The sequence below is a fragment of the Paenibacillus sp. CF095 genome, assembly GCF_900101225.1.
Lineage (GTDB): Bacteria > Bacillota > Bacilli > Paenibacillales > Paenibacillaceae > Paenibacillus.
Genome location: NZ_FMZN01000007.1, coordinates 1 through 21970 on the forward strand (window position 1 = coordinate 1; position 21970 = coordinate 21970).

A 21970-nucleotide genomic window follows, 5' to 3' on the forward strand; every position below is an offset into this window, starting at 1 on the left:
CGAGGTAGATAGGCTGGGGGTGGAAGTGCAGCAATGCATGGAGCTGACCAGTACTAATCGGTCGAGGGCTTATCCAATAGCAAGTTGTAATTCGCATGTTTCGTTTCGAATCTAGTTTTCAGGGAGCAATCCTTGAATGATGTTGAAGATTGTTATTTGGAGAGATACCCAAGTGGCTATAAGGGGACCCTCTGCTAAGGGGTTAGACTGCGTAAGCGGTGCGAGGGTTCGAATCCCTCTCTCTCCGCCATCTTTACCTAAAGGTGGACAAGCAATCGAGACACAATTAATATGGCGGTGTAGCTCAGCTGGCTAGAGCGTACGGTTCATACCCGTAAGGTCGGGGGTTCGATCCCCTCCGCCGCTACCATATTACCCAGGAGGCTTAGCTCAGCTGGGAGAGCATCTGCCTTACAAGCAGAGGGTCGGGGGTTCGATCCCCTCAGCCTCCACCATATACGCCGGTGTAGCTCAACTGGTAGAGCAACTGACTTGTAATCAGTAGGTTGGGGGTTCAAGTCCTCTCGCCGGCACCATTAATGCCTGGAACCGTGGTGTAGTTGGCCTAACATGCCTGCCTGTCACGCAGGAGATCGCGGGTTCGAATCCCGTCGGTTCCGCCATTAATCCTAAAAATTAAATATGGCTCGGTAGCTCAGTCGGTAGAGCAGAGGACTGAAAATCCTCGTGTCGGCGGTTCGATTCCGTCCCGAGCCACCTTTAATCCCTGGAGGATTAGCGAAGTGGCCAAACGCATCAGACTGTAAATCTGCTCCCGTACGGGTTCGGTGGTTCGAATCCATCATCCTCCACCAGTTTTATGAGTCATTAGCTCAGTTGGTAGAGCACCTGACTTTTAATCAGGGTGTCGAAGGTTCGAGCCCTTCATGACTCATCTTTAAGAAAAGAGTGATTAATCATTAATTTGATTAGTTGCTCTTTTTTGTTATGTAATTTTCACGGAATATGGATATTTATTAATGCTGTGCAAGATATGATAAACTAATAGAAAACATGCAGAGTGGTGACGTTCATTATATGAAGCTCATACCTGATCTAAAACAGCAAATTGAAGTCATTATAGGCACAACTTTGGACGAATATGAAATTACAATAGAAGAATGGATGCAATCCGTTGCCAATCTGGTTGGTAATCATGAAAATTCAGAGACCGTTGGTCATAAAGGTGAGCGTCAGGAGGTATCTGATCAATCTGCAACTCCAATTTCATCCGATGTGATCAGTCTGAATACGGGAAAGCGTATATTTTTTAAGGTTCGGATGAATGAGCAAGAAGAGACTGTTGTGTGTTGGGGATGCCCTGCAAAATCAATTACTGTGGAAACACGACAATTGATTGAGCTTTTAATCCGTACTAACACGGCTCTACCCGATGAGGTACAACCTGTTGTATATGAGAATGATAGGGAGCAGTATTTGACTGAATTGGGTCTCTGGCTTAAAGAGCAGATCGAAGAACCAACCAAGCAGGAATCTGAAGCGGTTCCTGATCGCTTTGTGGTGCCCGCAGGATTAAATGCTGAGAAGATTCTATTTTTGCTGCAAGGGGATACACCGGATGCACATCGTTTACGATCCAAGGAACTCAACAAGTTGCTTGAGAGTTACTTTGGCGAGGAAATTGTCTTGATTCCTTTGGGGGAGCAAGAGTGGATTTTCATGGGTGATAAAGAAATTGTTACAGAAGAAGCCGAGGAAGATACAACGGAGGCCAAAAAGGATTCACTGAACGCTTTTTGTCTGGGGTTGCATGAATTGGTTGCCAGTGAGTGGGCTGGGGTGTTCCATCTGTCTGCATCTCTGCCATGTATTCCTGCACAACAACTTGTATCGGTCACAACTCTTCTTAGAGAAAGTGTTCACTTAGGGAGAGCATTCCATGTTACGCAGCATATTCATCTCCCATGGGATCTGCATCTGGAACGGTTGGTAGCGAGCATTCCAGATGATCAACGTATACGTTTTATAAAGGAAACTGGCAAAGACACGTTAATCTTCAATGACAGTGAGACACTTGCTACGCTGGAGACTTTTTTTAGCCTGGACTGTAATGTCAGCGAGACAGCGAAACGACTTTTCATTCATCGTAATACGTTGGTATACCGTCTGGATAAGATCAAACAGGAGATAGGCTATGATGTGAGGCACTTCGAAAGTGCTGTTCTAGTGCAGTTTTTACTACTAATGTACAAAGTGACGAAAAAGCATTGATATTTTTGTGCAGTTTGCGAATAGTCAAACCTCACGTTGATAGGGTATTATAAAAATACAAATTGTATTCGATTACAAAATGATCTCTGAGGAGGCAACAATCATGGCTGGAGTACGTTTAGAGCATATTTTCAAAAAATACCCGGGTTCTGATAAAGCAACTGTAGTTGACATTAACCTGGACATTAAAGATAAAGAATTTCTGGTACTGGTAGGTCCGTCCGGTTGTGGTAAATCAACAACACTTCGTATGATCGCAGGCCTTGAGGAAATTTCTGAAGGTAAACTCTATATCGGTGACCGTGTCGTTAATGATGTTGCACCTAAAGACCGCGATATCGCGATGGTATTCCAATCCTATGCCTTGTATCCGCATATGAGCGTATATCAAAACATGGCGTTTGGTTTGAAGTTGCGTAAGGTTAAAAAAGATGAGATCGACAAACGTGTACGTGAAGCAGCTAAAATCCTGGATATCGAGCATTTGCTTGAGCGTAAACCTAAGGCATTGTCCGGTGGTCAACGTCAACGTGTCGCTTTGGGACGTGCGATTGTCCGTGATCCACAAGTGTTCTTGATGGATGAGCCTCTCTCCAACTTGGATGCCAAACTGCGTGGTCAAATGCGTGCAGAGATCACTAAACTTGCGAAACGTTTGGAAACAACTGTTATCTACGTAACGCATGACCAGATCGAAGCTATGACGATGGGTGATCGGATCGTTGTTATGAAGGATGGTATCATCCAACAAGCAGCTTCTCCGGAAGAGTTGTATAACCTGCCGGCTAACCTGTTCGTAGCTGGTTTCATCGGTTCCCCGACAATGAACTTTATCTCGGGTAAACTGGCTGAGCAAGGTGCTAACCTGCACTTCGTAGCTCCAGGCGTGGACGTTGAAATCCCGCAAGGTAAAGCACAAGTGTTGAAATCTAGAGGATACATTGGCAAAGAAGTGATTCTGGGTGTTCGTCCAGAAGACATTCACGAAGAGCCAGTATTCCTGGAAGCATCCCCGAACTCGGTATTCTCTACACACGTAGATGTTACAGAGAACCTGGGTCACGAAATGCTCCTCTACTTGAGCGGTGTTGGTAACGATACAACAATCGCACGTGTAGACGGACGTTCTAACACTCGTGATGGTTCGACAGTTAAAATGGCCATCGACATGAACAAGGTTCATATCTTTGACAAAGAGACTGAAGTGAACGTACTTCTTCAAGACTAATATTACTGGGATTCCTCGGTGACGATGGAACCTGACAGTTAATGCAATTATACATTGTAATGAGAGCCCCTTCCGTTATTGCTGGAAGGGGCTTTTTTAAGATTATTGGAACTATAAGTTTCGGCGGAGTTGAAGGATTAATAACCGTAAGAAAAACAGCCGCTAAACTACGAATGTAATATCCTAGAAGGTGCTTCGATCAGAGGACTTTTCTTACTAATGGTTGTCGGAGGCTGCGATTGCATTCATCCCGGAATTCATTTAAGATTATTTGAAGGTCTGTCTTCATATATTTGAGAGAATCGACTGTTGGAAGGGTATGCAGGCTGTACCCCATGTTGTGAATGCGCTAATAATGGAAATAACTGATACACGATCTGATGTACATAGAGGGACAGCTAATGCTGAAAGGAAGAGACAAATGGCGAAAAAAGTGAAAGTATCTGAACTCGTGCAGCAATTTCAGTTGGAGGTTGTTTCTGGATCTCACGGATTGAAAAGAGTCATTACGGTAGATGACCTGAACCGTCCTGGTCTGGAAATGGCCGGTTATTTTGAATACCATCCACAAGAACGGGTACAGCTACTTGGAAGAACGGAGTTAGCTTTCTTTGCAATGTTACCTGAGCAAGAGCGGCGCGATCGTATGCAACGTCTTTGTACGGAAGAGACGCCTTGTATCGTTGTCACGCGTGGACTGGAAGTTCCGCAAGAGCTGATTGATATTAGTGAAGAACAGAATCTGGCTGTACTTCGCAGCAACATGGCTACAACGATTTTATCGAGCCGGATTACGGGATTCCTGGAAAAGAAATTGGCACCAACAGCAACCATTCACGGTGTACTTTGTGATGTCTATGGCGTAGGTATGCTGATCACAGGTAGTAGCGGTATTGGTAAGAGTGAAACAGCACTTGAACTGGTGAAACGTGGACACCGACTGATTGCCGATGATGCGGTAGAGATCCGCCAAACGTCAGATTTTCAGCTGCACGGTACTGCACCTGAATTGATCCGCCACTTGCTCGAAATTCGAGGTGTCGGTATTATCAACGTCATGACATTGTTCGGAGCTGGTGCGGTTCGGAATAACAAACGAATTACTTTGGTTGTGCGTCTTGAAGCATGGCAGCAGGATAAACAATATGATCGTCTGGGTCTGGATGAAGAGACTACACGTATCATTGATACGGATGTACCTCTTGTTACGATTCCTGTTCGTCCGGGACGGAACTTGGCGGTTATCATTGAAGTGGCAGGTATGAACTATCGTCTGAAACAGATGGGTCTGAATGCTGCACTGCAATTCACAAACAAGCTGACAGCAACCATCTCGGAAGATATGGAAGACATGGATTAAGAAATATTTTATACAAGGAAATGAAGATAAATGGTTGACATGTACTGCTTCTCTTAAGGCGCAGTGTATGCCAACCATTCGTCATGCGTGCGATTGATTGAATAAATAGGAGTGTGAATGAATGGATACATTATTACTGTTGAACCCGATTGCGTTCTCTATTGGAGCGTTAAAGGTTCACTGGTACGGGCTTATTCTTGGTGCCGCGGCGCTTATAGGACTCCTGCTCGTAATCCGGGAGGGCAAACGATACAATATTCCACAGGAAGTGTTCATGGACATGGTCCTGCTGGGTGTGCCTTCTGCCATCATTGGTGCCCGCATCTACTACGTCGCATTTAAGTGGGAAGATTATAAGGATAATTTCTGGGATGTCTTTAAAATATGGAATGGCGGTATCGCCATTTATGGTGCCCTTATTGGTGCAATCATCTGTGCAGTTATTTTCTTCCGTCGTAAAGGGTATAACTTCTGGCGTATGGCCGATATCTGTGCGCCTGGACTGCTCGTTGGACAGTTGATCGGACGCTGGGGGAACTTTGTGAACCAGGAAGCCTACGGCGGTCCTGTAGAAGAATCATTTTTGAGAGACAAGCTTCATCTGCCGGACTTTATTGTGAATCAAATGAACGTAGAAGGCGTATTCCACCATCCTGCATTTTTGTATGAATCGATGTGGAGTCTCGTTGGTCTGGTCTTGCTCTTGGTTCTGCGTCGTCAGAAGTTTCTGCGTTCAGGTGAACTGTTCATGTCTTATTTCATCTGGTACTCTATCGGTCGCTTCTTCATTGAAGCTCTACGTACGGACAGTCTTGGCTTCCAGGCTCCGCAATGGGTTGCTTCATTAGTGAACGGGCTGTGGTCTCCAATGACTGCAATGGGCTTTGAACAAGGATATCTGGATCCTGCTTATGGTAATGTAAGAATCTCGCAACTGCTCGCGATTGGTATCATTATTGTTGCTGTTGTATTCATTGTGGTGAGAAGAGTGACAGGTAAAGCAGATGTTCGTTATAGTGATCCGATTGTATCGTCCAAAGTTACCTCAGATGATATGGAGCATACGGGAACAGTTGCTGGCAAAGAGAATAAGGTAACACCTCCAGCCAAAGATGATCCAAAGCAAGTTGATGATAAAAAGGAGTAATGCAACATGATTGACACGGTATTGTTTGATCTGGACGGAACGATTATTGATACCAATGAGTTGATTATCAGCTCATTCCAGCATGTCATGGGGGGATGGGATCATTCAGCGCCATGGACACGTGAACAGATTATTCCACATATGGGTGGAACACTGGAGCAGCAGATGCGCACCTTCTCTGGCCAGGAGGAAGTCTCCGAGTACGTGAAAGGTTACCGTGCTTATAATGATATCCATCATGAAGCAATGGTTCGACCTTTTCCGCATGTTATTGAGGTAGTAGAGGCGCTGCATCAGGCTGGCATTGTGATGGGTGTAGTCACAACCAAAATTCGTCCATCTACACTAAAGGTACTAGAACGTTTTGACCTACTGAAATATATGAAGACGATTGTAACAGTGACCGATGTAACGAATCCGAAGCCACATGCTGAACCGGTACTGAAAGCCATGACGGAACTGGGTGCAGATCCTGCCAAAACGTTAATGGTGGGTGATAGTCCGGTGGATATCCAATCGGCACAGAATGCGGGCGCTCTATCGGCGGGGGTTGCATGGTCTCTTAAAGGAGAAACGATCCTGAACGGATATGGACCCGACCATATGTTGCATGACATGAGAGACTTGTTGAAACTCATCCGTATTGAAACGGGACGTTCATGAGAAAAGTAACCCGCTATCCGGTAGAGGACCAGAATGCACTTTGGCATATCTACAAGACAGTGAGTCCGTGGAAGGGCGTTCGTAATTTTATCTGGATCCAGTTGTCACGCTACTGTCCGATTCTATCGGTGAAGAACTGGATTTACCGCCGAATGCTCGGCATGAAGGTGGGAAAACACACGGCTTTTGGCCTGATGGTGATGGTGGATGTGTTTTTTCCGGAGAAAATAACTGTCGGCGAAAACTCGGTCATCGGTTACAACACAACGATTCTCGCTCATGAGTATCTCATTAAGGAGTACAGGCTCGGTGAGGTGATTATCGGGGAAAATGTGCTGATTGGTGCCAACACAACGATTCTGCCCGGGGTAACCATAGGAGATGGAGCCGTTGTGGCTGCTGGAGCTGTCGTACATAAGGATGTTGCCCCAGGAGCTTTTGTTGGAGGTAATCCACTGCGTGATTTATCCCGTGCGGCAGCTTCTACGGAAGAGACTGTCTTTAACACGGATGATTCTTCTCAGGGTAGTGTGCATTAAGGCAATAAAGTAATGAATGAAGATGGTTGAAGTAAAAAGCTGCTTATGGCAGCTTTTTTCGTATATAAATACCGATTGGTGAGCGTAACGGTGTGTATATAAAACGATATGTCGATCCAAGGGCAATCAAGCTTGGGTATTGTTGACGGTAGTGCGGATTTCATGTTATCATATCCCATATCCTTTAGTTTGTTAGCACTTTACCATGTGAAAGCATTCTTGGAGAAATGAAGCATGATAAAGATTGAACTAAACCAATAGTTTGAAGGCTTATGCGATAATACTGTGATTCAAGTTTATAAGATAGAATGGGGATTTACACTACATAAATCCTGTTGAAATAGAACGAGTGCGACTCTTAAACTACTGACTCGGGGTGAATATTACCAATGTCCAAACCAAAAGGTTTTGAAAAACCGACCGGATTCCGCGACTATACACCACATGTAGTATCCAAGCTGCGGACGATTGAACGCAATGTACTGGAATGTATGGAACGCTGGGGTTACCGTCAGATCATCACACCAACGATTGAATATTACGATACGGTCGGTGTAGCAAGCTCTACATCAGATCGCAAATTATTTAAATTGCTAAACAGCCGGGGAACCACGCTGGTACTCAGATCGGATCTAACGGCTCCAATTGCACGCGTAGTTTCATCGATGCTTAAAGATGAGCAGTTGCCGCTGCGTCTGTCCTATCATGCGAACGTATTTCGTTCCATTGAAGAGGAAGCTGGGCGTGAGGCTGAATTTTTCCAGACGGGCGTGGAGCTGGTTGGAGACGACTCACCTGAGGCGGATGCAGAAGTTGTTGCGCTTGCGATTGCCTCTTTGCAGGCAGCGGGCGTGTCTTCTTTTAAAATAGCGATGGGTCATATGGGATTCCTGAACGGATTACTGGAGGAAGTGATTCCAGGCCAGACAACGGAGCAGGAGCAATTGAAGGAAGGGCTGCTCGGACGTGATTATGTGGGCTATCGCCAGTCCATCGAAGCATTAAATCTGGAGCCTAAGTTGAAAGAACAGCTTGAAGCGATCCTGCGCCTGCGCGGTGGCAAGGAAGTATGCACACATGCGGTAGAGCTAAGTTCAAGTGCTGAAGCGGCGCAGTCGATTGCACATCTGTGTGCGGTATTCGAAGTGTTGGAAGCGTACGGTGTATCCGAGCATGTGCTGATTGATCTGACGATGATCGGTGATTTCTCCTATTATACGGGCATGACGTTTGAAGGATATGCAGCAGAACTGGGATCTCCGGTATGTAGCGGCGGACGGTATGATAATCTCTTACAACAGTTTGGGCGCTCGTTGCCAGCTACAGGGTTTGCACTGAAAACCAACCGGATTATTGATGGAGTTCACGGCATTACCATTGAAGAGAAAAAACCGGTGCTTATCCAATATAGCCCGAAACGTCGGGCGGAGGCATTAACTGAAGCGGCAAGATTACGCAGTCTGGGACAAAATGTAGTGACACTCCTTCTTCCTGAAGACGGGGTTGGGGCAAGTGCTGTATCTGCTGGAGCAACAACCGTTCAGGCTGAGCAGGTTATTACTTACGGATCTGAAGAAGGAGGACGCTGAGATGTCGGATATTCTGAAGGTGGCCATGCCGAAGGGCCGAATCTATAAAAAAGCCTCCAAATTGTTTCGTGAAGCGGGGCTGGATATTCCAGAAGACGTAGACGATACACGCAGATTGGTCATTGAAGTGCCGGAAGCGGGAATGGAATTCATTATGGCGAAGCCAGTAGATGTTCCAACGTATGTGGAGTACGGTGTTGCCGATATCGGAATTGTTGGTAAAGACGTGCTGCTGGAGGAAAATCGCGACGTGTACGAACTGTTGAATCTGGGAATCGCCCAGTGTCGTATGTCTGTGATCGGACTTCCAGACTGGAAGCCAGGCATTCAGCAACGTGTTGCTACGAAGTACCCGAGGATTGCTTCACAGTATTTCCGGGAGCAGGGGCAGCAGGTTGAGGTTATCAAGCTGAATGGTTCCATTGAGCTTGCACCCCTGATTGGTCTGGCAGACCGGATCGTCGATCTGGTGGAGACCGGTCAGACACTGCGTGAGAACGGATTGGTGGAGATGACAGGCATTCTGGACATCACCAGCCGTCTTATCGCCAATCGGGTAAGTTATCGGATGAAAAATGCACGAATCCAGGCTTTGTGTGATGCACTTCAGCAGGTAATACCGGCATCGAATGAGATATCGGCGGGAAGCTTTCGGGGATAAACTATTGCGTCAGAAATATAGATGAGAAACATGTAGAGCAGAAGCAGAAGCAAAAGCAAGAGTAAGAGTAAGAGTAAGAGTAAGAGTAAGAGTAAGAGACATAACAAAGAAACGAATTGGCCATAAAAAGGCAGGCATTACAGGGGATAAGGAGGTTGTACGTATGAAAATTGTACCTGCACGGGAGTTTGATCTGAAGCGGGAAGTGGAGTATGGCACGCCAGAGCAAAATGAAACGGTACGGCGCATTGTCAGCGACATTCGCCGTGAGGGTGATGCGGCACTGCTGCGTTACACGGAGCAGCTGGACCGCACAAAGCTGACGGCCGCGGAATTGCGCGTGCCGCAGGAAGAGCTGCAGGCGGCTTATGCAGCCGTGGAGCCATCCTTTGTGACGGCGATTCGGCAAGCCGCCGCCAACATTCGTGCGTTTCATGAGAAACAGAAACGCAACTCGTGGATGGATTGGCAGCCGGACGGCAGCCTGCTGGGCCAGGTCATCCGACCGCTGAAGCGGGTCGGGGTCTATGTACCTGGCGGCAAAGCAGCGTATCCATCGTCTGTGCTGATGAATGTGATTCCGGCACAGGTGGCAGGCGTGCCGGAGATTGTTCTTGTGACACCGCCGTCTACGAACGGTGGCGAAGGTATTAACCCGTACATCCTCGTTGCTGCTGCGGAAGCAGGCGTGAGCGAGATGTACCGGGTTGGCGGCGCTCAAGCTATCGCCGCCCTGGCTTACGGCACGGAGAGTATTGCACCGGTCGACAAGATCTGTGGACCGGGCAATATTTACGTGGCGCTCGCGAAGCGCGAGGTGTACGGTGCGGTCGATATCGATAGTATCGCCGGACCGAGTGAGATTGTGGTGCTCGCCGATGATACGGCGAATCCGGTGTATGTCGCCGCCGACCTGTTGTCGCAGGCGGAACATGACGAGATGGCATCGGCCATTCTCGTCACGAATTCGGCCACGCTGGCGGAAGCCGTGCAGGGCGAAGTGCAGCGGCAGCTTGAAGTGCTGCCGCGGCGCGATATCGCTGCTGCTTCGATAGAGCAGTATGGCGCGATTATTGTGGTTGATTCCATCGATGAGGGAATCGATGTGGTGAACCGGCTTGCACCGGAGCATCTGGAGATCATGGTGCAGGAGCCTATGGCTTACGCTGGCCGGATCGAAAATGCCGGCGCGATCTTCCTCGGCCCGTACAGCTCGGAGCCAGTAGGAGATTATTTTGCCGGACCAAACCACATTATTCCGACCAATGGAACTGCACGGTTCAGTTCACCGGTGGACGTGGATGATTTTATCAAAAAATCGAGTCTGATCTATTATAGTAAAGAAGCGCTGCTGCAGAACGGAGCGGCTATTATAGAGTTGGCCCGCCATGAGGGTCTTGAAGGGCATGCCCGTGCAATCGCTGTACGGTTAGAACAGGAAGGAAAGGCGGAATCGGACAATGGATAAGCAAAATAATGGTGTGGAACTTGAAAACAAAGGTGCAGTGCGCCAAGCAGAGGTGGACCGCAAAACTAATGAGACCAATATCCAATTGGCCTTTACTGTAGATGGCGCAGGACAATCCACGATTGAAACGGATGTACCTTTCCTGAACCATATGCTGGATCTGTTCACGAAGCACGGACAATTCGACCTGAACGTGCAGGCCCGTGGAGATATTGATATCGACGATCATCACACGGTTGAAGACATCGGAATCTGTCTGGGACAGACATTGCGAGAAGCGTTGGGTGACAAACGCGGAATTAAGCGTTACGCCAGTGTTTTTGTACCGATGGACGAGGCACTCGCTCAGGTTATTATTGATGTGAGCAATCGGCCTCACTTTGAATATCGTGCAGAATACCCTTCCCAACAGGTAGGCAGTTTCTCCACGGAGCTGGTACATGAATTCCTGTGGAAATTGGCGCTGGAAGCTCGGATTACGTTACATGTCATTGTACACTATGGTCAGAACACCCACCACATGATTGAAGCGATCTTTAAGGCATTGGGACGTGCACTGGATGAAGCTACGATGATTGATCCACGTGTAACGGGTGTGCCTTCCACGAAGGGAGTGCTGTAGACGATGGCGATTGCAATTGTCGATTACGGTATGGGTAACCTGCACAGCGTCGGCAAAGCGGTCGAACGTCTTGGCTACGAAGCGCTGGTCACGGGTGACCGGGAAGAGATTCTTGGTGCAGATGGTGTTATTCTGCCAGGCGTAGGTGCTTTTGGTGATGCGATGGTTCATCTGCGGGAGAGTGGACTGGATACGGTGGTGAAAGAAGCCGCTGCCGGGTCCAAGCCACTGCTCGGGATCTGTCTGGGGATGCAGTTGTTGTTCAGCTCAAGCGAAGAGCATGGCGAGCATGAGGGACTGGATATTTTGCCAGGTAAAGTGGTGCGATTCGCACCAGGAGAACTGAAGGTTCCTCATATGGGATGGAACCGTTTGGAGTTCCTGCACGCGGAAAACCCGCTATTTACGGGGCTTGAGGCAGGTCACGTCTATTTTGTCCATTCCTATCATGCGCTTACTGAAAACAGGGACGATCTGCTGGCGGTAACGGATTACGGACATCCGGTGACAGCCATTGTAGGCAGAGGGTTCAACTTCGGCATGCAATTCCACCCGGAAAAAAGTGGAGAGCTTGGCATGAAGCTGCTCGGCAATTTTCTGGCTCTGACAGGAGCGCCTGTACAAAGGTAAAGCATCATCTCTTCTTAACTATAGAAAGCGCACAAATCTAATTCATATTCAGGAGGCCTTGTATGTCATCTTTTATCCTATATCCGGCGATTGATATCCGGGACGGCAAATGTGTAAGACTGGTGCAGGGAGATTATAATCAGGAGACCGTGTATAACGATGACCCGGTTCAAGTGGCTCTATCCTGGGAGAAGCAAGGCGGTACATACGTTCATCTGGTGGATCTGGATGGTGCGAAAGCAGGGCATCCTGTTAACGATGAGCTGATCGGGCGGATTGCCACAGCTGTGAACGTACCTGTTCAGGTGGGCGGCGGACTTCGTACAGTAGCGGATGTAGAGCGTTTGCTGGGTCTGGGTGTTAGCCGGCTGATCATTGGAACAGCAGCGATTGAGGATCGTGCTTTTACAGAGGAAGTATTGGGACGTTACGGCGATAAAGTGGCAATTGGCATCGACGCTCGTAATGGTTACGTAGCAACCCGCGGATGGCTTGAAACATCGGAAGTACAGGCAGAGGTACTCGCGAAGGAATTGGCGGCGTATGGGGCAGAAACGTTTATCTTTACGGATATTTCCCGTGATGGCATGATGCAGGGTCCTAATGTGGAAGCGATTGTGTCTCTAGCCAAGGCAAGCGGACGGACGGTTATTGCTTCCGGCGGTGTGAGTGTAATGGATGATCTGCTTCGTCTGAGTCGTCATGCGGATGATGGTGTTGGTGGAGCAATCGTGGGTAAAGCATTGTATACGGGAAGCATCGATCTGTCTGAAGCGGTACGTGCAGTAAATAAGTAAGGGATATTCGGATAGAGAGGAAGAGGTAGCATGCTGGCAAAAAGAATCATCCCCTGTCTGGACGTGAAGGACGGCCGGGTCGTCAAAGGCGTCAACTTCGTTAATCTCCGCGATGCGGGTGATCCGGTAGAGCTGGCGGCGCTATATGACCGCGAGGGCGCGGATGAATTGGTATTTCTCGATATCTCCGCTTCGGTAGAAGGTCGTGAAACGATGGAAGAAGTCGTGCGGCAGACGGCTGGCGAGATCGCTATCCCCTTTACGGTAGGTGGTGGCATCTCCAAGGTGGAGGACATGAAGCGGATTCTCCGTGCAGGAGCGGATAAAATTGCAGTGAATACAGCCGCGGTACTTAATCCGCAGTTGATCGCAGATGGTGCACGTCGCTTTGGCTCGCAGTGCATCGTGGTAGCGATTGATGCCAAGTATAACGAAGCTTGGGGCGAGTGGGAAGTCTATACCCATGGTGGACGGAAACCCTCCGGGATCAAGGCGCTGGAATGGGTTAAACAGGCTGAGAGCTTGGGCGCGGGAGAGATTCTTCTCACAAGTATGGACGCGGACGGAACAAAAGACGGTTTCGATCTGAAGCTGACGGCAGCAGTATCCGAATCTGTGCGTATTCCAGTCATCGCATCGGGCGGTGCGGGTAAGGAGTCTCATTTCTATGATGTATTCACCACAGGCAAAGCGGACGCAGGGTTGGCCGCAACGATTTTCCATTACAAAGAAATCGCCGTACCGGCGTTAAAACAACATTTGAGAGAACAAGGGGTGGAGATCCGTGACTAAAGTGAGCGATGAAATCAAGGAACAGTTGTCCTTGGAACAGGTTGTGGAACACATTCGTTGGAGTGATGGTTTGGTTCCTGCCATTGTGCAGGATGTGAATACTCGGGAAGTCTTAATGATGGCTTATATGAATCGCGAATCTCTGAAGTTGTCGCTTGAATCCGGTGAGACGTGGTTCTGGTCACGCTCGCGTCAGGAGTTGTGGCATAAAGGGGCAACATCTGGCAACGTGCAGACGATTACTTCCCTAAAATATGATTGTGACGGCGATACCTTGTTGGTTGAGGTGAAACCGAACGGTCCAGCTTGCCATACAGGGGCGGTAACTTGTTTCCATAATGAGATTATTGGTTTGCCAGAGAAGTCGGCAGATAAGGTTTCGGATGAAGCGGGTGCGGCATCTGCTTCGGCAAATTCCGGTTCCGAAAGTCGCTTCGAGGTATTGGCTGAACTGGAATCCGTTATTGCAGAACGTGAACGTGAACGCCCTGAGGGTGCATATACAACATATCTGTTTGATAAAGGTGTAGACAAAATACTGAAAAAAATCGGTGAAGAAGCGTCCGAGACGATCATCGCCGCCAAAAATAAAGATAATGACGAGCTTCGTCTGGAAGTCAGTGACCTGATGTATCACCTGCTCGTCCTGTTACAAGAGCGCAAGCTGCCGCTGGACGACATTATGTCAGAGCTGAGCCGCCGTCATGAACGGCCTCGCCGCGATTAGGAGGCGAGTTTCGTGCGTATAGACTATCATACACACCATGAGCGGTGTGGACATGCCGTTGGCAAACTGGAAGAGTACGTGCAGCGTGGTGTGGAGATCGGACTATCCCAGATTGGATTGTCCGATCACATGCCCTTGTTGCATGTCGATCCGGCTCAATATTATCCGGAAATGGCGATGCCTATGGATGAACTGCCGCGTTACGTAGAGGAGTGTTTCTCCCTGAAAGAACGTTACCGTGGGCAGATTGACGTACGTGTTGGTCTGGAAGGTGACTATATTGAAGGCTGGGAAACAGAGATCCGTGCGATCATTGAGCGTTATCCATGGGACTATGTGATTGGCTCCGTTCATTTCCTCGGGGAATGGGACATTACGGATTTCCGCCAGACCCATCACTGGGAGGGCAAAGACATCCTTGAAGTATATCGTCAGTACTACGATGCCGTAAGCAAGGCAGCCGCCACGGGCATGTACGATATTATGGGCCATACGGATGTCATTAAACGCTTCGGTTTTGCTCCTTCAGCGGAGCAGACAAATGAACGTATCTCACTGGAGAACGCAGCGTTGCAGGCTATTGCCAAAAGTGGCTGCGCCATGGAACTGAATGCTTCCGGGTTATCGAAGCCTTGTGCCGAGATGTTCCCTAGTCGCAGAATGCTGACAGAAGCCATTCGCTTGGGTATTCCATTAACCATGGGCTCTGATGCACATGACCCAATGAAGCTGGGGGATTATTTGCCTGAAGCTGAAGCACTTTTACATGAGTTGGGCTGTACGGAAGTCGCTGTTTTTGAAGGCCGTCATCGCTCGTTCATTCCTTTAAATGTATAAGCCATTAGAGTATAATGAGGGTAGGAAATAACCTTTTAGATAAGGGATTATATAGGGACTTCAACCCTCGGGAGGGCATTATGCAGCATTCGTTACGTATTTTTTCCGGTTCATCGAACCCTAAGCTGGCAGAACAGGTATGTGACAAGCTGGGTGTACAACTGGGCAAGATCAAGCTGTCCAGGTTCAAGAGCGGAGAAATATACGTTCATTATGAAGAAACGATCCGTAATTGTGATGTGTTTCTGGTACAGTCGTTGTCTCATCCGATCAATGAGCTGTTTGTCGAGCTGTTGGTGATGATTGATGCTGCCAAGAGGGCTTCAGCGCGCACTGTGAACATCATTGTTCCGTATTACGGTTATGCTCGGCAAGAGCGCAAATCCGCTCCACGGGAACCGATCTCGGCCAAGATGGTAGCAGATGTATTAACTACGGCTGGCGCCAATCGAGTGGTAACGATCGACCTACACGCAGCGGCCATTCAGGGATTCTTCAACATTCCGGTTGACCATATGACATCACTGGATCTGATTAGTGATTATTTGTTAAGCAAAGGAATCGAGAACCCTGTTGTCGTCTCCCCGGATGCGGGACGAGCATCGATGGCAGAGAAGCTGGCGAACCGTCTGGATTCTCCATTTGCCATTATGATCAAGAAACGTCCAAGCCATAATGAATCGGTGATTACCCATGTCATTGGTGATGTAGAAGGACGGACACCTATTATTATTGAGGATCTGATCGACACCGGAACAACCATTCTGAATGTTGTGGAAGGGTTGAAGGAACGTGGCTCCAAAAATGTATATGTATGTGCAACACACGGATTGTTCTCGGATGGGGCAGTAAGTAAATTGAATCACCCGTCAATTGAAGAGGTGGTAGTTACGGACTCGATCGCACTGCCAGATGACCACCCTGAATGCTTCAAAGTGTTACCTGTTGCACCAATGCTGGCCCGCGCCGTACGCATTATTGTGGATGGTGGCTCTATGGCCACATTGTTTAAAGATTCTGGCATTTAGAGCATCGAGGATATAACGGTGTGCTGCCAGATGAACTGTTCCGTGTCTGAGTTGTTGTCTGCTCAGCACGGTTTTTTTGTTTTGGCTCTTTGAATTCAATTCTTGCTTTGCTGCTCAGAGGCTTGTGCTATAATAACATAAAATCAGTTATGATAGCGTTATCATATAGTATTCAGCCCCTAAGGTGAGATGGATGCTGAACAGTAGAACCACGGCTGAGAACATTGGCATCGTGGAGTGAGGAGTGGGGTCTATTGTCTCGTAATTGGTACTACCGGTTATTGTTCTCGTATTTCCCAATTTTTTTTCTTACGGTGACCATACTCATTTTCATCGCGTTTGTTTTCATCAATGACATCTCTAAAGAGGAAACTAAAAAAGCAGACCGGATCTCCTCCAGTTATATGATAGACACAGTGGATCGTACAATCAGGGATATTGAACTATCCATCCTGGAAACGGTACAGAGTCAGCAGGCATACAAACTCTATTTTAATAACACAAACCTGACCAGCTCGGACACGGTGTATGCAATTGCGCAGAATTTACGTGAGCTATCCAATTCGTCCTCATGGATTCAATCCATCTATCTATATGACAAGCGAAATAAACATGTTCTGACTGTAAGTGGTTCCAGAGAAGTGGAAGGTTTCTCGGATAAGGCATGGATTGATCAGATGGGTAACGGTTCTATCGGTTCAGGCTGGCAGCCGGTCCGGGAATTCGATGCGGACTCTGTTCAACGTACCCCTATTCGCGTATTAACCGTGAACAAGGACATGCCTTTGCCTTTTGGCTCTCAGGGCACATTGGTCATTAATATCAAGATGAGCAGCATTGAACAGAGTGTAGATAGTATGGTTAATGGTCAGCTCTCATTCCTGACGATTACGGATCGGGAAGGTAAGGTTGTGTATAATGCACACTCGGACCAAGAGGGCTCGATAGACGGTCAGGAACTGAATAGGCTAGCGCTAGAAAGACTGGGCTGGACAATATCCAGTGGAATTAAGGCCGGCAACTTATTTGGCTGGGTATCTGTCATATCTTATGTATGGGTAGTCATTGCTATTGTGACTGTCATCTGTGCGATTGTATATATCGTGTACATTACTCGCCGTAACTATAAACCCATTCAGATCATCATGAACCGGATTGAGTCTCATCAGATTCGGGCGTTCGAACACTCAGGTGCTCGCACGGATGAGATGAAGATGATTGACGGTGTTCTTGAGAATCTGATTAATCATATGATGGATTATGACAAGAAAAGTAGGGAAAATGTACTCATGCAGCGCAGCAAGTTGTTCAATGCCCTGTTGCATGGTGAACAGATGGATAATGCAGCAGAGCAATTAAAAGAGCTCTCTCCACTGAATGACGTGCATGACTCGTCGCGTTTTGTCGTTGTTGTTGGAGAGATTAACCGATATGAGAAGGGATTTCAGGAGAGATACACGAGAGGTGAACAAAATACTCTGAAGTTTGCCTTGATGAACGTTTTGCAAGAGCTGTCACGTAATACGGGAGTCCAATGCTGGACGGAATGGATTAGTGTGGATCGAATTGCAATCCTTTTTGTGTTCAAAGAACAGAATGATAACAACTTGGATATGTCTGGGCAGATTCGTGTTGTAGCTGAGGAATGCAAATCTTGGGTAGAACAAAATCTACGCATTTCCTTAAGCTTTGGCATTGGACCTATGGCTCAGGGAATCGGTGCAATACGAGATTCCTATGCGGCCGCAGAAGCGGTAATGCAACGCAAACTGTTGATGAATGGAGATGTCGGCCAAGCCGACTGCGGTGAACCACAGCATCCTTTGCTGGATACCTATACTTATCTTCAGATGATTGCGGACTTTGTTAAGCGGTTCCGGATGTCGAGTGGACAGTGGCGGGAACAGTTGGAGGAGATCTTTACAGCATTTGAACAGAACAAATTACCGGATGACGAGATTCGTTCTCTGATTCAGGCCATGTTACAGATGCTCAGCCGAGAGGTGGCCATGATGTCGGAAGGACTCCAGGAAGAGCTGTCTGAGGAAAACATCAACAGATGGTTGAGTGCTGTGGAAGAGGCAGAGACGCTTGCGGATGTGAAAAGTCTTTTGTTTGATGGTCTGACGGACTTGTTCAGAACGTATGTAGCGGTAACGGAAACCAAGAGTTACAAAGCCATGGTCAACGAAATGAAAAATTATATCGAAGAACAGTTTGCGAATCCGGATCTTTCATTGAAACATCTGAGCGATCGATTCCAGATTACGGGCAAACATGCGAGTTATTTGTTCAAGACAGAATTCAACATGAAGTTTGTTGATTTTGTTACAGAGCTTCGCATGAAGGAGACGGAGCAGCTTCTGCTCAATACCGATTACTCTTTGCAGGATATTGCCCTGAAGGTTGGGTATGCAAATGGAATTACGTTGGGACGTGTATTTAAGCGGGTAACGGGTATTACACCAGGAGATTATCGTCGTTTGAAACGTGAACATCGAGAACCCGAAGAGTAACGCAAAAGTGAACATATTCTGAGATCTGTACATCAGGATAACACAGGGTGAATTTCATGCAGTCACTTTCCACTTAGGAGAGAGGCTTGCAGAGGTTCGCCCTGTTTTCGTTGAACAGTTCTCTGCTGCCCGAGATCGATGTAACTGTTTTCGCAGGATAGCAAGCTAATATTCCTGTTTTTTCACCGTTTACGAATATAGGCAGTGTGTGAAAATGGTTTATTCGACTTGGGACAGGCAGTTCCGATCCTTGAGGCGAAGAGAGCCGCCAAAGCCTAGAGCAGCGCAGCTTTGGGAAAAGAATCAGTCTGCGAAAATAGGCTTAGCATATAAACCATAATCCGTTTGTAAGCGCTTCCGAAAGTGGTTTATTGCAGGATAACGGAAAAATGTGAAATACTCTGGGCAAGCTTTAAACATTCACGCAAAGCCAAAGGGGATGACAAAATGAGAAGCAAAGCAACCAAAGGGAGTCTAAAGAAATGGATGGGTTTGGCGCTGACGATGGTAATGGGCGTTTCTTTACTTGCGGGATGCTCATCAGCATCAGAAGAATCAGCTGAAGGCGGAACATCAGGCAATGGCGAGCGCGTTACCTTAAAGGTGGAGATTTTCGACCGTGGTAACAGTCCTTCACCGTACACAATTACGAACAACTATCTATCTAAAATGATTCAGGAGAAGTTCGGTGATCCCAACAATATTGATGTACAGTTTGTACCCGTTCAGCGTTCTGAGGAAGTTACCAAGCTGAACGTCCTGATGGCTAGCAATACGGATGTCCCTGATATTGTCTTTGTTTATGACTCAAGCGTGTTTTATCGGTATGCCCAGCAGGGTGGTTTGACTGATGTTGGAGAGTTGATTGATCAGCACGGTCCGAACCTGAAGAAGTTCCTGGGTGAAGATACTTTGAAGTTCGGGCAAGTGGAAGGACAACAGTTTGCTGTTCCGGGTAAACGTGCGATCACAGGCCGATACAGCTCTTACATTCGTCAGGATTGGCTCGATAAGCTGGGATTGCCAGCGCCGAAGACCACAGATGAATTATATACAACTTTGAAAGCGTTCAAGGATAAAGATCCTGGTGGTCTTGGAAGCAAAAACATCCCAATGGGTATGGCTCTTGCACCAGCTCAATTCGAAACGCTCATCTACTCATTCATTAAGCCAGTTAGTGGCGACCTGACCTATGGTCAAAGGTATGAATTGCCGTTGCATGAAGGATTCAAAGAATCGATGCAGTTCCTGAACAAACTGTACAACGAAGGTTTGATCAGCAAAGACTTCAGTTTGGATGAAGACAAAACGCAGTTAGGGAAAGACATTCAAAACGGTAACGTAGGTTACTGGTCTGAAGATGTGGATGCCATGTTCTACGGAGATGGCACACTGGATAATTTGCGTAAAAATGTGAGTGGTAGTGAAGTGTTGCCGGTTGATGTATACACCAATCCAAATGCAGACAACAAACATATCAAGTCACGCTACGGAACAAATGGTATGTACATTATGATTCCGAAGAGCAGCAAACGTTCTGTCGAAGCGATCAAATATCTCGACTGGATGGCATCTGACAACAATCTGATTGATATCTACAGTGGTGTGGAAGGCGAGAACTATGATCTGGTAGACGGCATTCCGGTTGTGAAAGAGGATGCATCCCAGGAAGCGCAGGATCGTCTGTTTAACGCAGGGGATACAGCCATTATCTCGAACGGTAAAAACATTGGTGATCAAGCGACGAATGAAAAAGCATGGATTATGGGCTTCCCGCAAAATAATCAGGAGATGCTGAAACAATCCATTGATATTGCTAACACCGATACGGTAGGACCGATCATTTTCGACAAACCGATTGAAGCAGAGATGAAGTACAGCACAGCTCTCAAAGACAAATTAAATGTCATTATCGTAAAAACAGCGATGGCTAAGCCAGCGGAATTCGATGCGGTATATGAAAAAGAAATGGCTGATTTCATGTCTCTGGGTGGTACTGAACTGAAAAAAGAACTTGAAGAAGCGGTTCAGGCACTCCCTGCAAAATAAGTAACTCTACACTTCAAGATCAATGACAGATACCCATACTACGGCTTAACTAGAAAGGAACGTGTGCCGCCGGACTGGCGGCACAGCCGTTTCCTTGTTGATAGGAGGAAACCGACTTGACCACCACATACTTGAAGAGGTATTGGCAATTATACGCTCTGATTTCGCTGCCCATTATCTACTTTTTAATCTTTCGTTATGGACCGATGTACGGTGTACAGATCGCCTTTAAGGACTTTAACCTGTTTCAGGGAATCAGCGGCAGTGAGTGGATCGGTTTTGATGCTTTTCGCGAAGTATTTGGAATGCGGGACTTCTACACGACATTGCGCAACACCTTTATGCTGAATTTTCTTGATCTGGTCGTTTCATTTCCAGCTCCTATTATTCTGGCGATCATGCTCTATGAAGTTCGATTCAAGTGGTTCAAAAAAATCTCACAAACGATATTGTACATTCCTCACTTTATCTCATGGGTAATCATCGGGGGAATTGTGTACCAATTGTTCGGTAATCAATCCGGTATGGTTAACGGTGTACTGGAAAGCATGGGCTTAAATTCAATACCATTTTTGACAGAAAAAAATCCATGGCTTGTGACGTATCTCTTCACAGGTGTCTGGCAAAGTGCAGGATGGGGAACCATTCTATATCTGGCCGCATTAACCGGCGTCAACAAGGAATTGTTTGAAGCAGCTGAGATTGATGGAGCATCGCGGCTGAAGAGAATCTGGCATATTACATTGCCAAGTATTAAACCAACCATTGTGACCCTGCTCATTCTTAATCTTGGACATATGGTCAGCATCGGTTTTGATCGGCCTTATATCATTGGTAATACGGCCGTGCGTGAATATTCCGATGTACTCAGTACCTTTGTATACAGAGTTGGTCTTGAATCAGGACAATACACGCTGGCAACTGTCGTCGGACTGTTCCAGGCAGTGGTGGGACTCATATTCGTGCTAGGATCTAACTATATTTCGAAGAAAGCAACCGGTGAAGGTATTTTGTAGGTTGTGGATGAACGGAAGAGACGCCAATCGGCTTGTTTGTATAGACCATCAGTAAAGGAGCTGTGCGCA

The 21970-nt window shown here is 47.3% G+C and carries 19 protein-coding genes, 8 tRNA genes and 1 rRNA gene; all 28 read left to right on the forward strand.

Annotated features, from left to right (window positions below; all coding sequences use genetic code 11):
• Positions 1 to 77: ribosomal RNA gene (locus BLS69_RS28630) — 23S ribosomal RNA — on the forward strand; the annotation flags it as partial.
• A gap of 81 nt (positions 78 to 158) precedes the next feature.
• Positions 159 to 250: transfer RNA gene (locus BLS69_RS28635), tRNA-Ser, on the forward strand.
• Between the two features lie 43 nt (positions 251 to 293).
• Positions 294 to 370, forward strand: a tRNA-Met gene (locus BLS69_RS28640).
• A gap of 9 nt (positions 371 to 379) precedes the next feature.
• Positions 380 to 455: transfer RNA gene (locus tag BLS69_RS28645), tRNA-Val, on the forward strand.
• A 5-nt stretch (positions 456 to 460) separates the two neighbouring features.
• Positions 461 to 536 (forward strand) — tRNA-Thr (locus BLS69_RS28650).
• A 9-nt stretch (positions 537 to 545) separates the two neighbouring features.
• Positions 546 to 623: transfer RNA gene (locus BLS69_RS28655), tRNA-Asp, on the forward strand.
• Positions 624 to 644: 21 nt separating this feature from the next.
• Positions 645 to 717: transfer RNA gene (locus BLS69_RS28660), tRNA-Phe, on the forward strand.
• Between the two features lie 12 nt (positions 718 to 729).
• Positions 730 to 815: transfer RNA gene (locus tag BLS69_RS28665), tRNA-Tyr, on the forward strand.
• 7 nt (positions 816 to 822) lie between these two features.
• Positions 823 to 895: transfer RNA gene (locus BLS69_RS28670), tRNA-Lys, on the forward strand.
• A 143-nt stretch (positions 896 to 1038) separates the two neighbouring features.
• A complete protein-coding gene (locus BLS69_RS28675; RefSeq protein ID WP_176873135.1) occupies positions 1039 to 2232 on the forward strand; it encodes a PucR family transcriptional regulator in 1194 nt (397 codons plus the stop codon).
• A gap of 103 nt (positions 2233 to 2335) precedes the next feature.
• Entirely contained in the window at positions 2336 to 3460 is a 1125-nt protein-coding gene (locus BLS69_RS28680) for an ABC transporter ATP-binding protein (RefSeq protein ID WP_062837775.1), read from the forward strand.
• Between the two features lie 421 nt (positions 3461 to 3881).
• Entirely contained in the window at positions 3882 to 4820 is a 939-nt protein-coding gene (hprK, locus tag BLS69_RS28685) for an HPr(Ser) kinase/phosphatase (RefSeq protein WP_017691278.1), read from the forward strand.
• Positions 4821 to 4941: 121 nt separating this feature from the next.
• Positions 4942 to 5967, forward strand: a complete 1026-nt coding sequence (gene lgt / locus BLS69_RS28690; RefSeq protein ID WP_091038611.1) for a prolipoprotein diacylglyceryl transferase — start codon at positions 4942 to 4944, stop codon at positions 5965 to 5967.
• A gap of 6 nt (positions 5968 to 5973) precedes the next feature.
• The gene (gene ppaX, locus BLS69_RS28695; RefSeq protein WP_091038612.1) at positions 5974 to 6630 is read left to right on the forward strand and encodes a pyrophosphatase PpaX; all 657 of its coding nucleotides are present in this window, start codon (positions 5974 to 5976) and stop codon (positions 6628 to 6630) included.
• Entirely contained in the window at positions 6627 to 7169 is a 543-nt protein-coding gene (locus BLS69_RS28700; protein WP_036616162.1) for an acyltransferase, read from the forward strand. Before ppaX ends, BLS69_RS28700 begins: the two co-directional genes overlap by 4 nt.
• A gap of 389 nt (positions 7170 to 7558) precedes the next feature.
• Positions 7559 to 8758 (forward strand): ATP phosphoribosyltransferase regulatory subunit, encoded by a 1200-nt coding sequence (locus tag BLS69_RS28705; protein ID WP_091038619.1) that lies wholly within the window; start codon positions 7559 to 7561, stop codon positions 8756 to 8758.
• Position 8759: 1 nt separating this feature from the next.
• Complete coding sequence (hisG, locus tag BLS69_RS28710) at positions 8760 to 9419, forward strand: ATP phosphoribosyltransferase (RefSeq protein ID WP_076333453.1); 660 nt, start codon at positions 8760 to 8762, stop codon at positions 9417 to 9419.
• 163 nt (positions 9420 to 9582) lie between these two features.
• Positions 9583 to 10887, forward strand: a complete 1305-nt coding sequence (gene hisD, locus BLS69_RS28715) for a histidinol dehydrogenase (protein ID WP_091038621.1) — start codon at positions 9583 to 9585, stop codon at positions 10885 to 10887.
• The gene (gene hisB / locus BLS69_RS28720; protein WP_143023637.1) at positions 10880 to 11509 is read left to right on the forward strand and encodes an imidazoleglycerol-phosphate dehydratase HisB; all 630 of its coding nucleotides are present in this window, start codon (positions 10880 to 10882) and stop codon (positions 11507 to 11509) included. The genes hisD and hisB overlap by 8 nt, the downstream gene beginning before the upstream one ends.
• Positions 11510 to 11512: 3 nt before the next feature.
• Complete coding sequence (hisH, locus tag BLS69_RS28725) at positions 11513 to 12139, forward strand: imidazole glycerol phosphate synthase subunit HisH (RefSeq protein ID WP_091038622.1); 627 nt, start codon at positions 11513 to 11515, stop codon at positions 12137 to 12139.
• A gap of 62 nt (positions 12140 to 12201) precedes the next feature.
• Entirely contained in the window at positions 12202 to 12936 is a 735-nt protein-coding gene (gene hisA / locus BLS69_RS28730; RefSeq protein ID WP_091038624.1) for a 1-(5-phosphoribosyl)-5-[(5-phosphoribosylamino)methylideneamino]imidazole-4-carboxamide isomerase, read from the forward strand.
• A 30-nt stretch (positions 12937 to 12966) separates the two neighbouring features.
• Complete coding sequence (gene hisF / locus BLS69_RS28735) at positions 12967 to 13728, forward strand: imidazole glycerol phosphate synthase subunit HisF (protein WP_017691268.1); 762 nt, start codon at positions 12967 to 12969, stop codon at positions 13726 to 13728.
• Positions 13721 to 14455 (forward strand): bifunctional phosphoribosyl-AMP cyclohydrolase/phosphoribosyl-ATP diphosphatase HisIE, encoded by a 735-nt coding sequence (gene hisIE / locus BLS69_RS28740; protein ID WP_371129108.1) that lies wholly within the window; start codon positions 13721 to 13723, stop codon positions 14453 to 14455. Before hisF ends, hisIE begins: the two co-directional genes overlap by 8 nt.
• Before the next feature lie 12 nt (positions 14456 to 14467).
• Complete coding sequence (gene hisJ / locus BLS69_RS28745; RefSeq protein WP_091038627.1) at positions 14468 to 15292, forward strand: histidinol-phosphatase HisJ; 825 nt, start codon at positions 14468 to 14470, stop codon at positions 15290 to 15292.
• 80 nt (positions 15293 to 15372) lie between these two features.
• Positions 15373 to 16320, forward strand: a complete 948-nt coding sequence (locus tag BLS69_RS28750) for a ribose-phosphate diphosphokinase (RefSeq protein ID WP_036616184.1) — start codon at positions 15373 to 15375, stop codon at positions 16318 to 16320.
• Between the two features lie 254 nt (positions 16321 to 16574).
• On the forward strand, positions 16575 to 18836 hold the full coding sequence (locus tag BLS69_RS28755; RefSeq protein ID WP_091038629.1) for a helix-turn-helix domain-containing protein: 2262 nt from the start codon (positions 16575 to 16577) through the stop codon (positions 18834 to 18836).
• 447 nt (positions 18837 to 19283) lie between these two features.
• On the forward strand, positions 19284 to 20885 hold the full coding sequence (locus BLS69_RS28760) for an extracellular solute-binding protein (protein ID WP_091038630.1): 1602 nt from the start codon (positions 19284 to 19286) through the stop codon (positions 20883 to 20885).
• A 116-nt stretch (positions 20886 to 21001) separates the two neighbouring features.
• Complete coding sequence (locus BLS69_RS28765; protein ID WP_036616191.1) at positions 21002 to 21901, forward strand: ABC transporter permease; 900 nt, start codon at positions 21002 to 21004, stop codon at positions 21899 to 21901.
• Positions 21902 to 21970 lie beyond the last annotated feature (69 nt).

Excerpts from the sequence above, each read along its gene's own strand:
- hisB (WP_143023637.1), top strand. The coding sequence starts at position 10,880 with ATGGATAAGCAAAATAATGGTGTGGAACTTGAAAACAAAGGTGCAGTG.
- BLS69_RS28750 (WP_036616184.1), top strand. The coding sequence starts at position 15,373 with ATGCAGCATTCGTTACGTATTTTTTCCGGTTCATCGAACCCTAAGCTG.
- hisH (WP_091038622.1), top strand. The coding sequence starts at position 11,513 with ATGGCGATTGCAATTGTCGATTACGGTATGGGTAACCTGCACAGCGTC.
- ppaX (WP_091038612.1), top strand. The coding sequence starts at position 5,974 with ATGATTGACACGGTATTGTTTGATCTGGACGGAACGATTATTGATACC.
- lgt (WP_091038611.1), top strand. The coding sequence starts at position 4,942 with ATGGATACATTATTACTGTTGAACCCGATTGCGTTCTCTATTGGAGCG.
- BLS69_RS28705 (WP_091038619.1), top strand. The coding sequence starts at position 7,559 with ATGTCCAAACCAAAAGGTTTTGAAAAACCGACCGGATTCCGCGACTAT.
- hisA (WP_091038624.1), top strand. The coding sequence starts at position 12,202 with ATGTCATCTTTTATCCTATATCCGGCGATTGATATCCGGGACGGCAAA.
- hisF (WP_017691268.1), top strand. The coding sequence starts at position 12,967 with ATGCTGGCAAAAAGAATCATCCCCTGTCTGGACGTGAAGGACGGCCGG.
- hisG (WP_076333453.1), top strand. The coding sequence starts at position 8,760 with ATGTCGGATATTCTGAAGGTGGCCATGCCGAAGGGCCGAATCTATAAA.
- hisD (WP_091038621.1), top strand. The coding sequence starts at position 9,583 with ATGAAAATTGTACCTGCACGGGAGTTTGATCTGAAGCGGGAAGTGGAG.
- BLS69_RS28760 (WP_091038630.1), top strand. The coding sequence starts at position 19,284 with ATGAGAAGCAAAGCAACCAAAGGGAGTCTAAAGAAATGGATGGGTTTG.
- BLS69_RS28680 (WP_062837775.1), top strand. The coding sequence starts at position 2,336 with ATGGCTGGAGTACGTTTAGAGCATATTTTCAAAAAATACCCGGGTTCT.
- BLS69_RS28700 (WP_036616162.1), top strand. The coding sequence starts at position 6,627 with ATGAGAAAAGTAACCCGCTATCCGGTAGAGGACCAGAATGCACTTTGG.
- BLS69_RS28675 (WP_176873135.1), top strand. The coding sequence starts at position 1,039 with ATGAAGCTCATACCTGATCTAAAACAGCAAATTGAAGTCATTATAGGC.
- hprK (WP_017691278.1), top strand. The coding sequence starts at position 3,882 with ATGGCGAAAAAAGTGAAAGTATCTGAACTCGTGCAGCAATTTCAGTTG.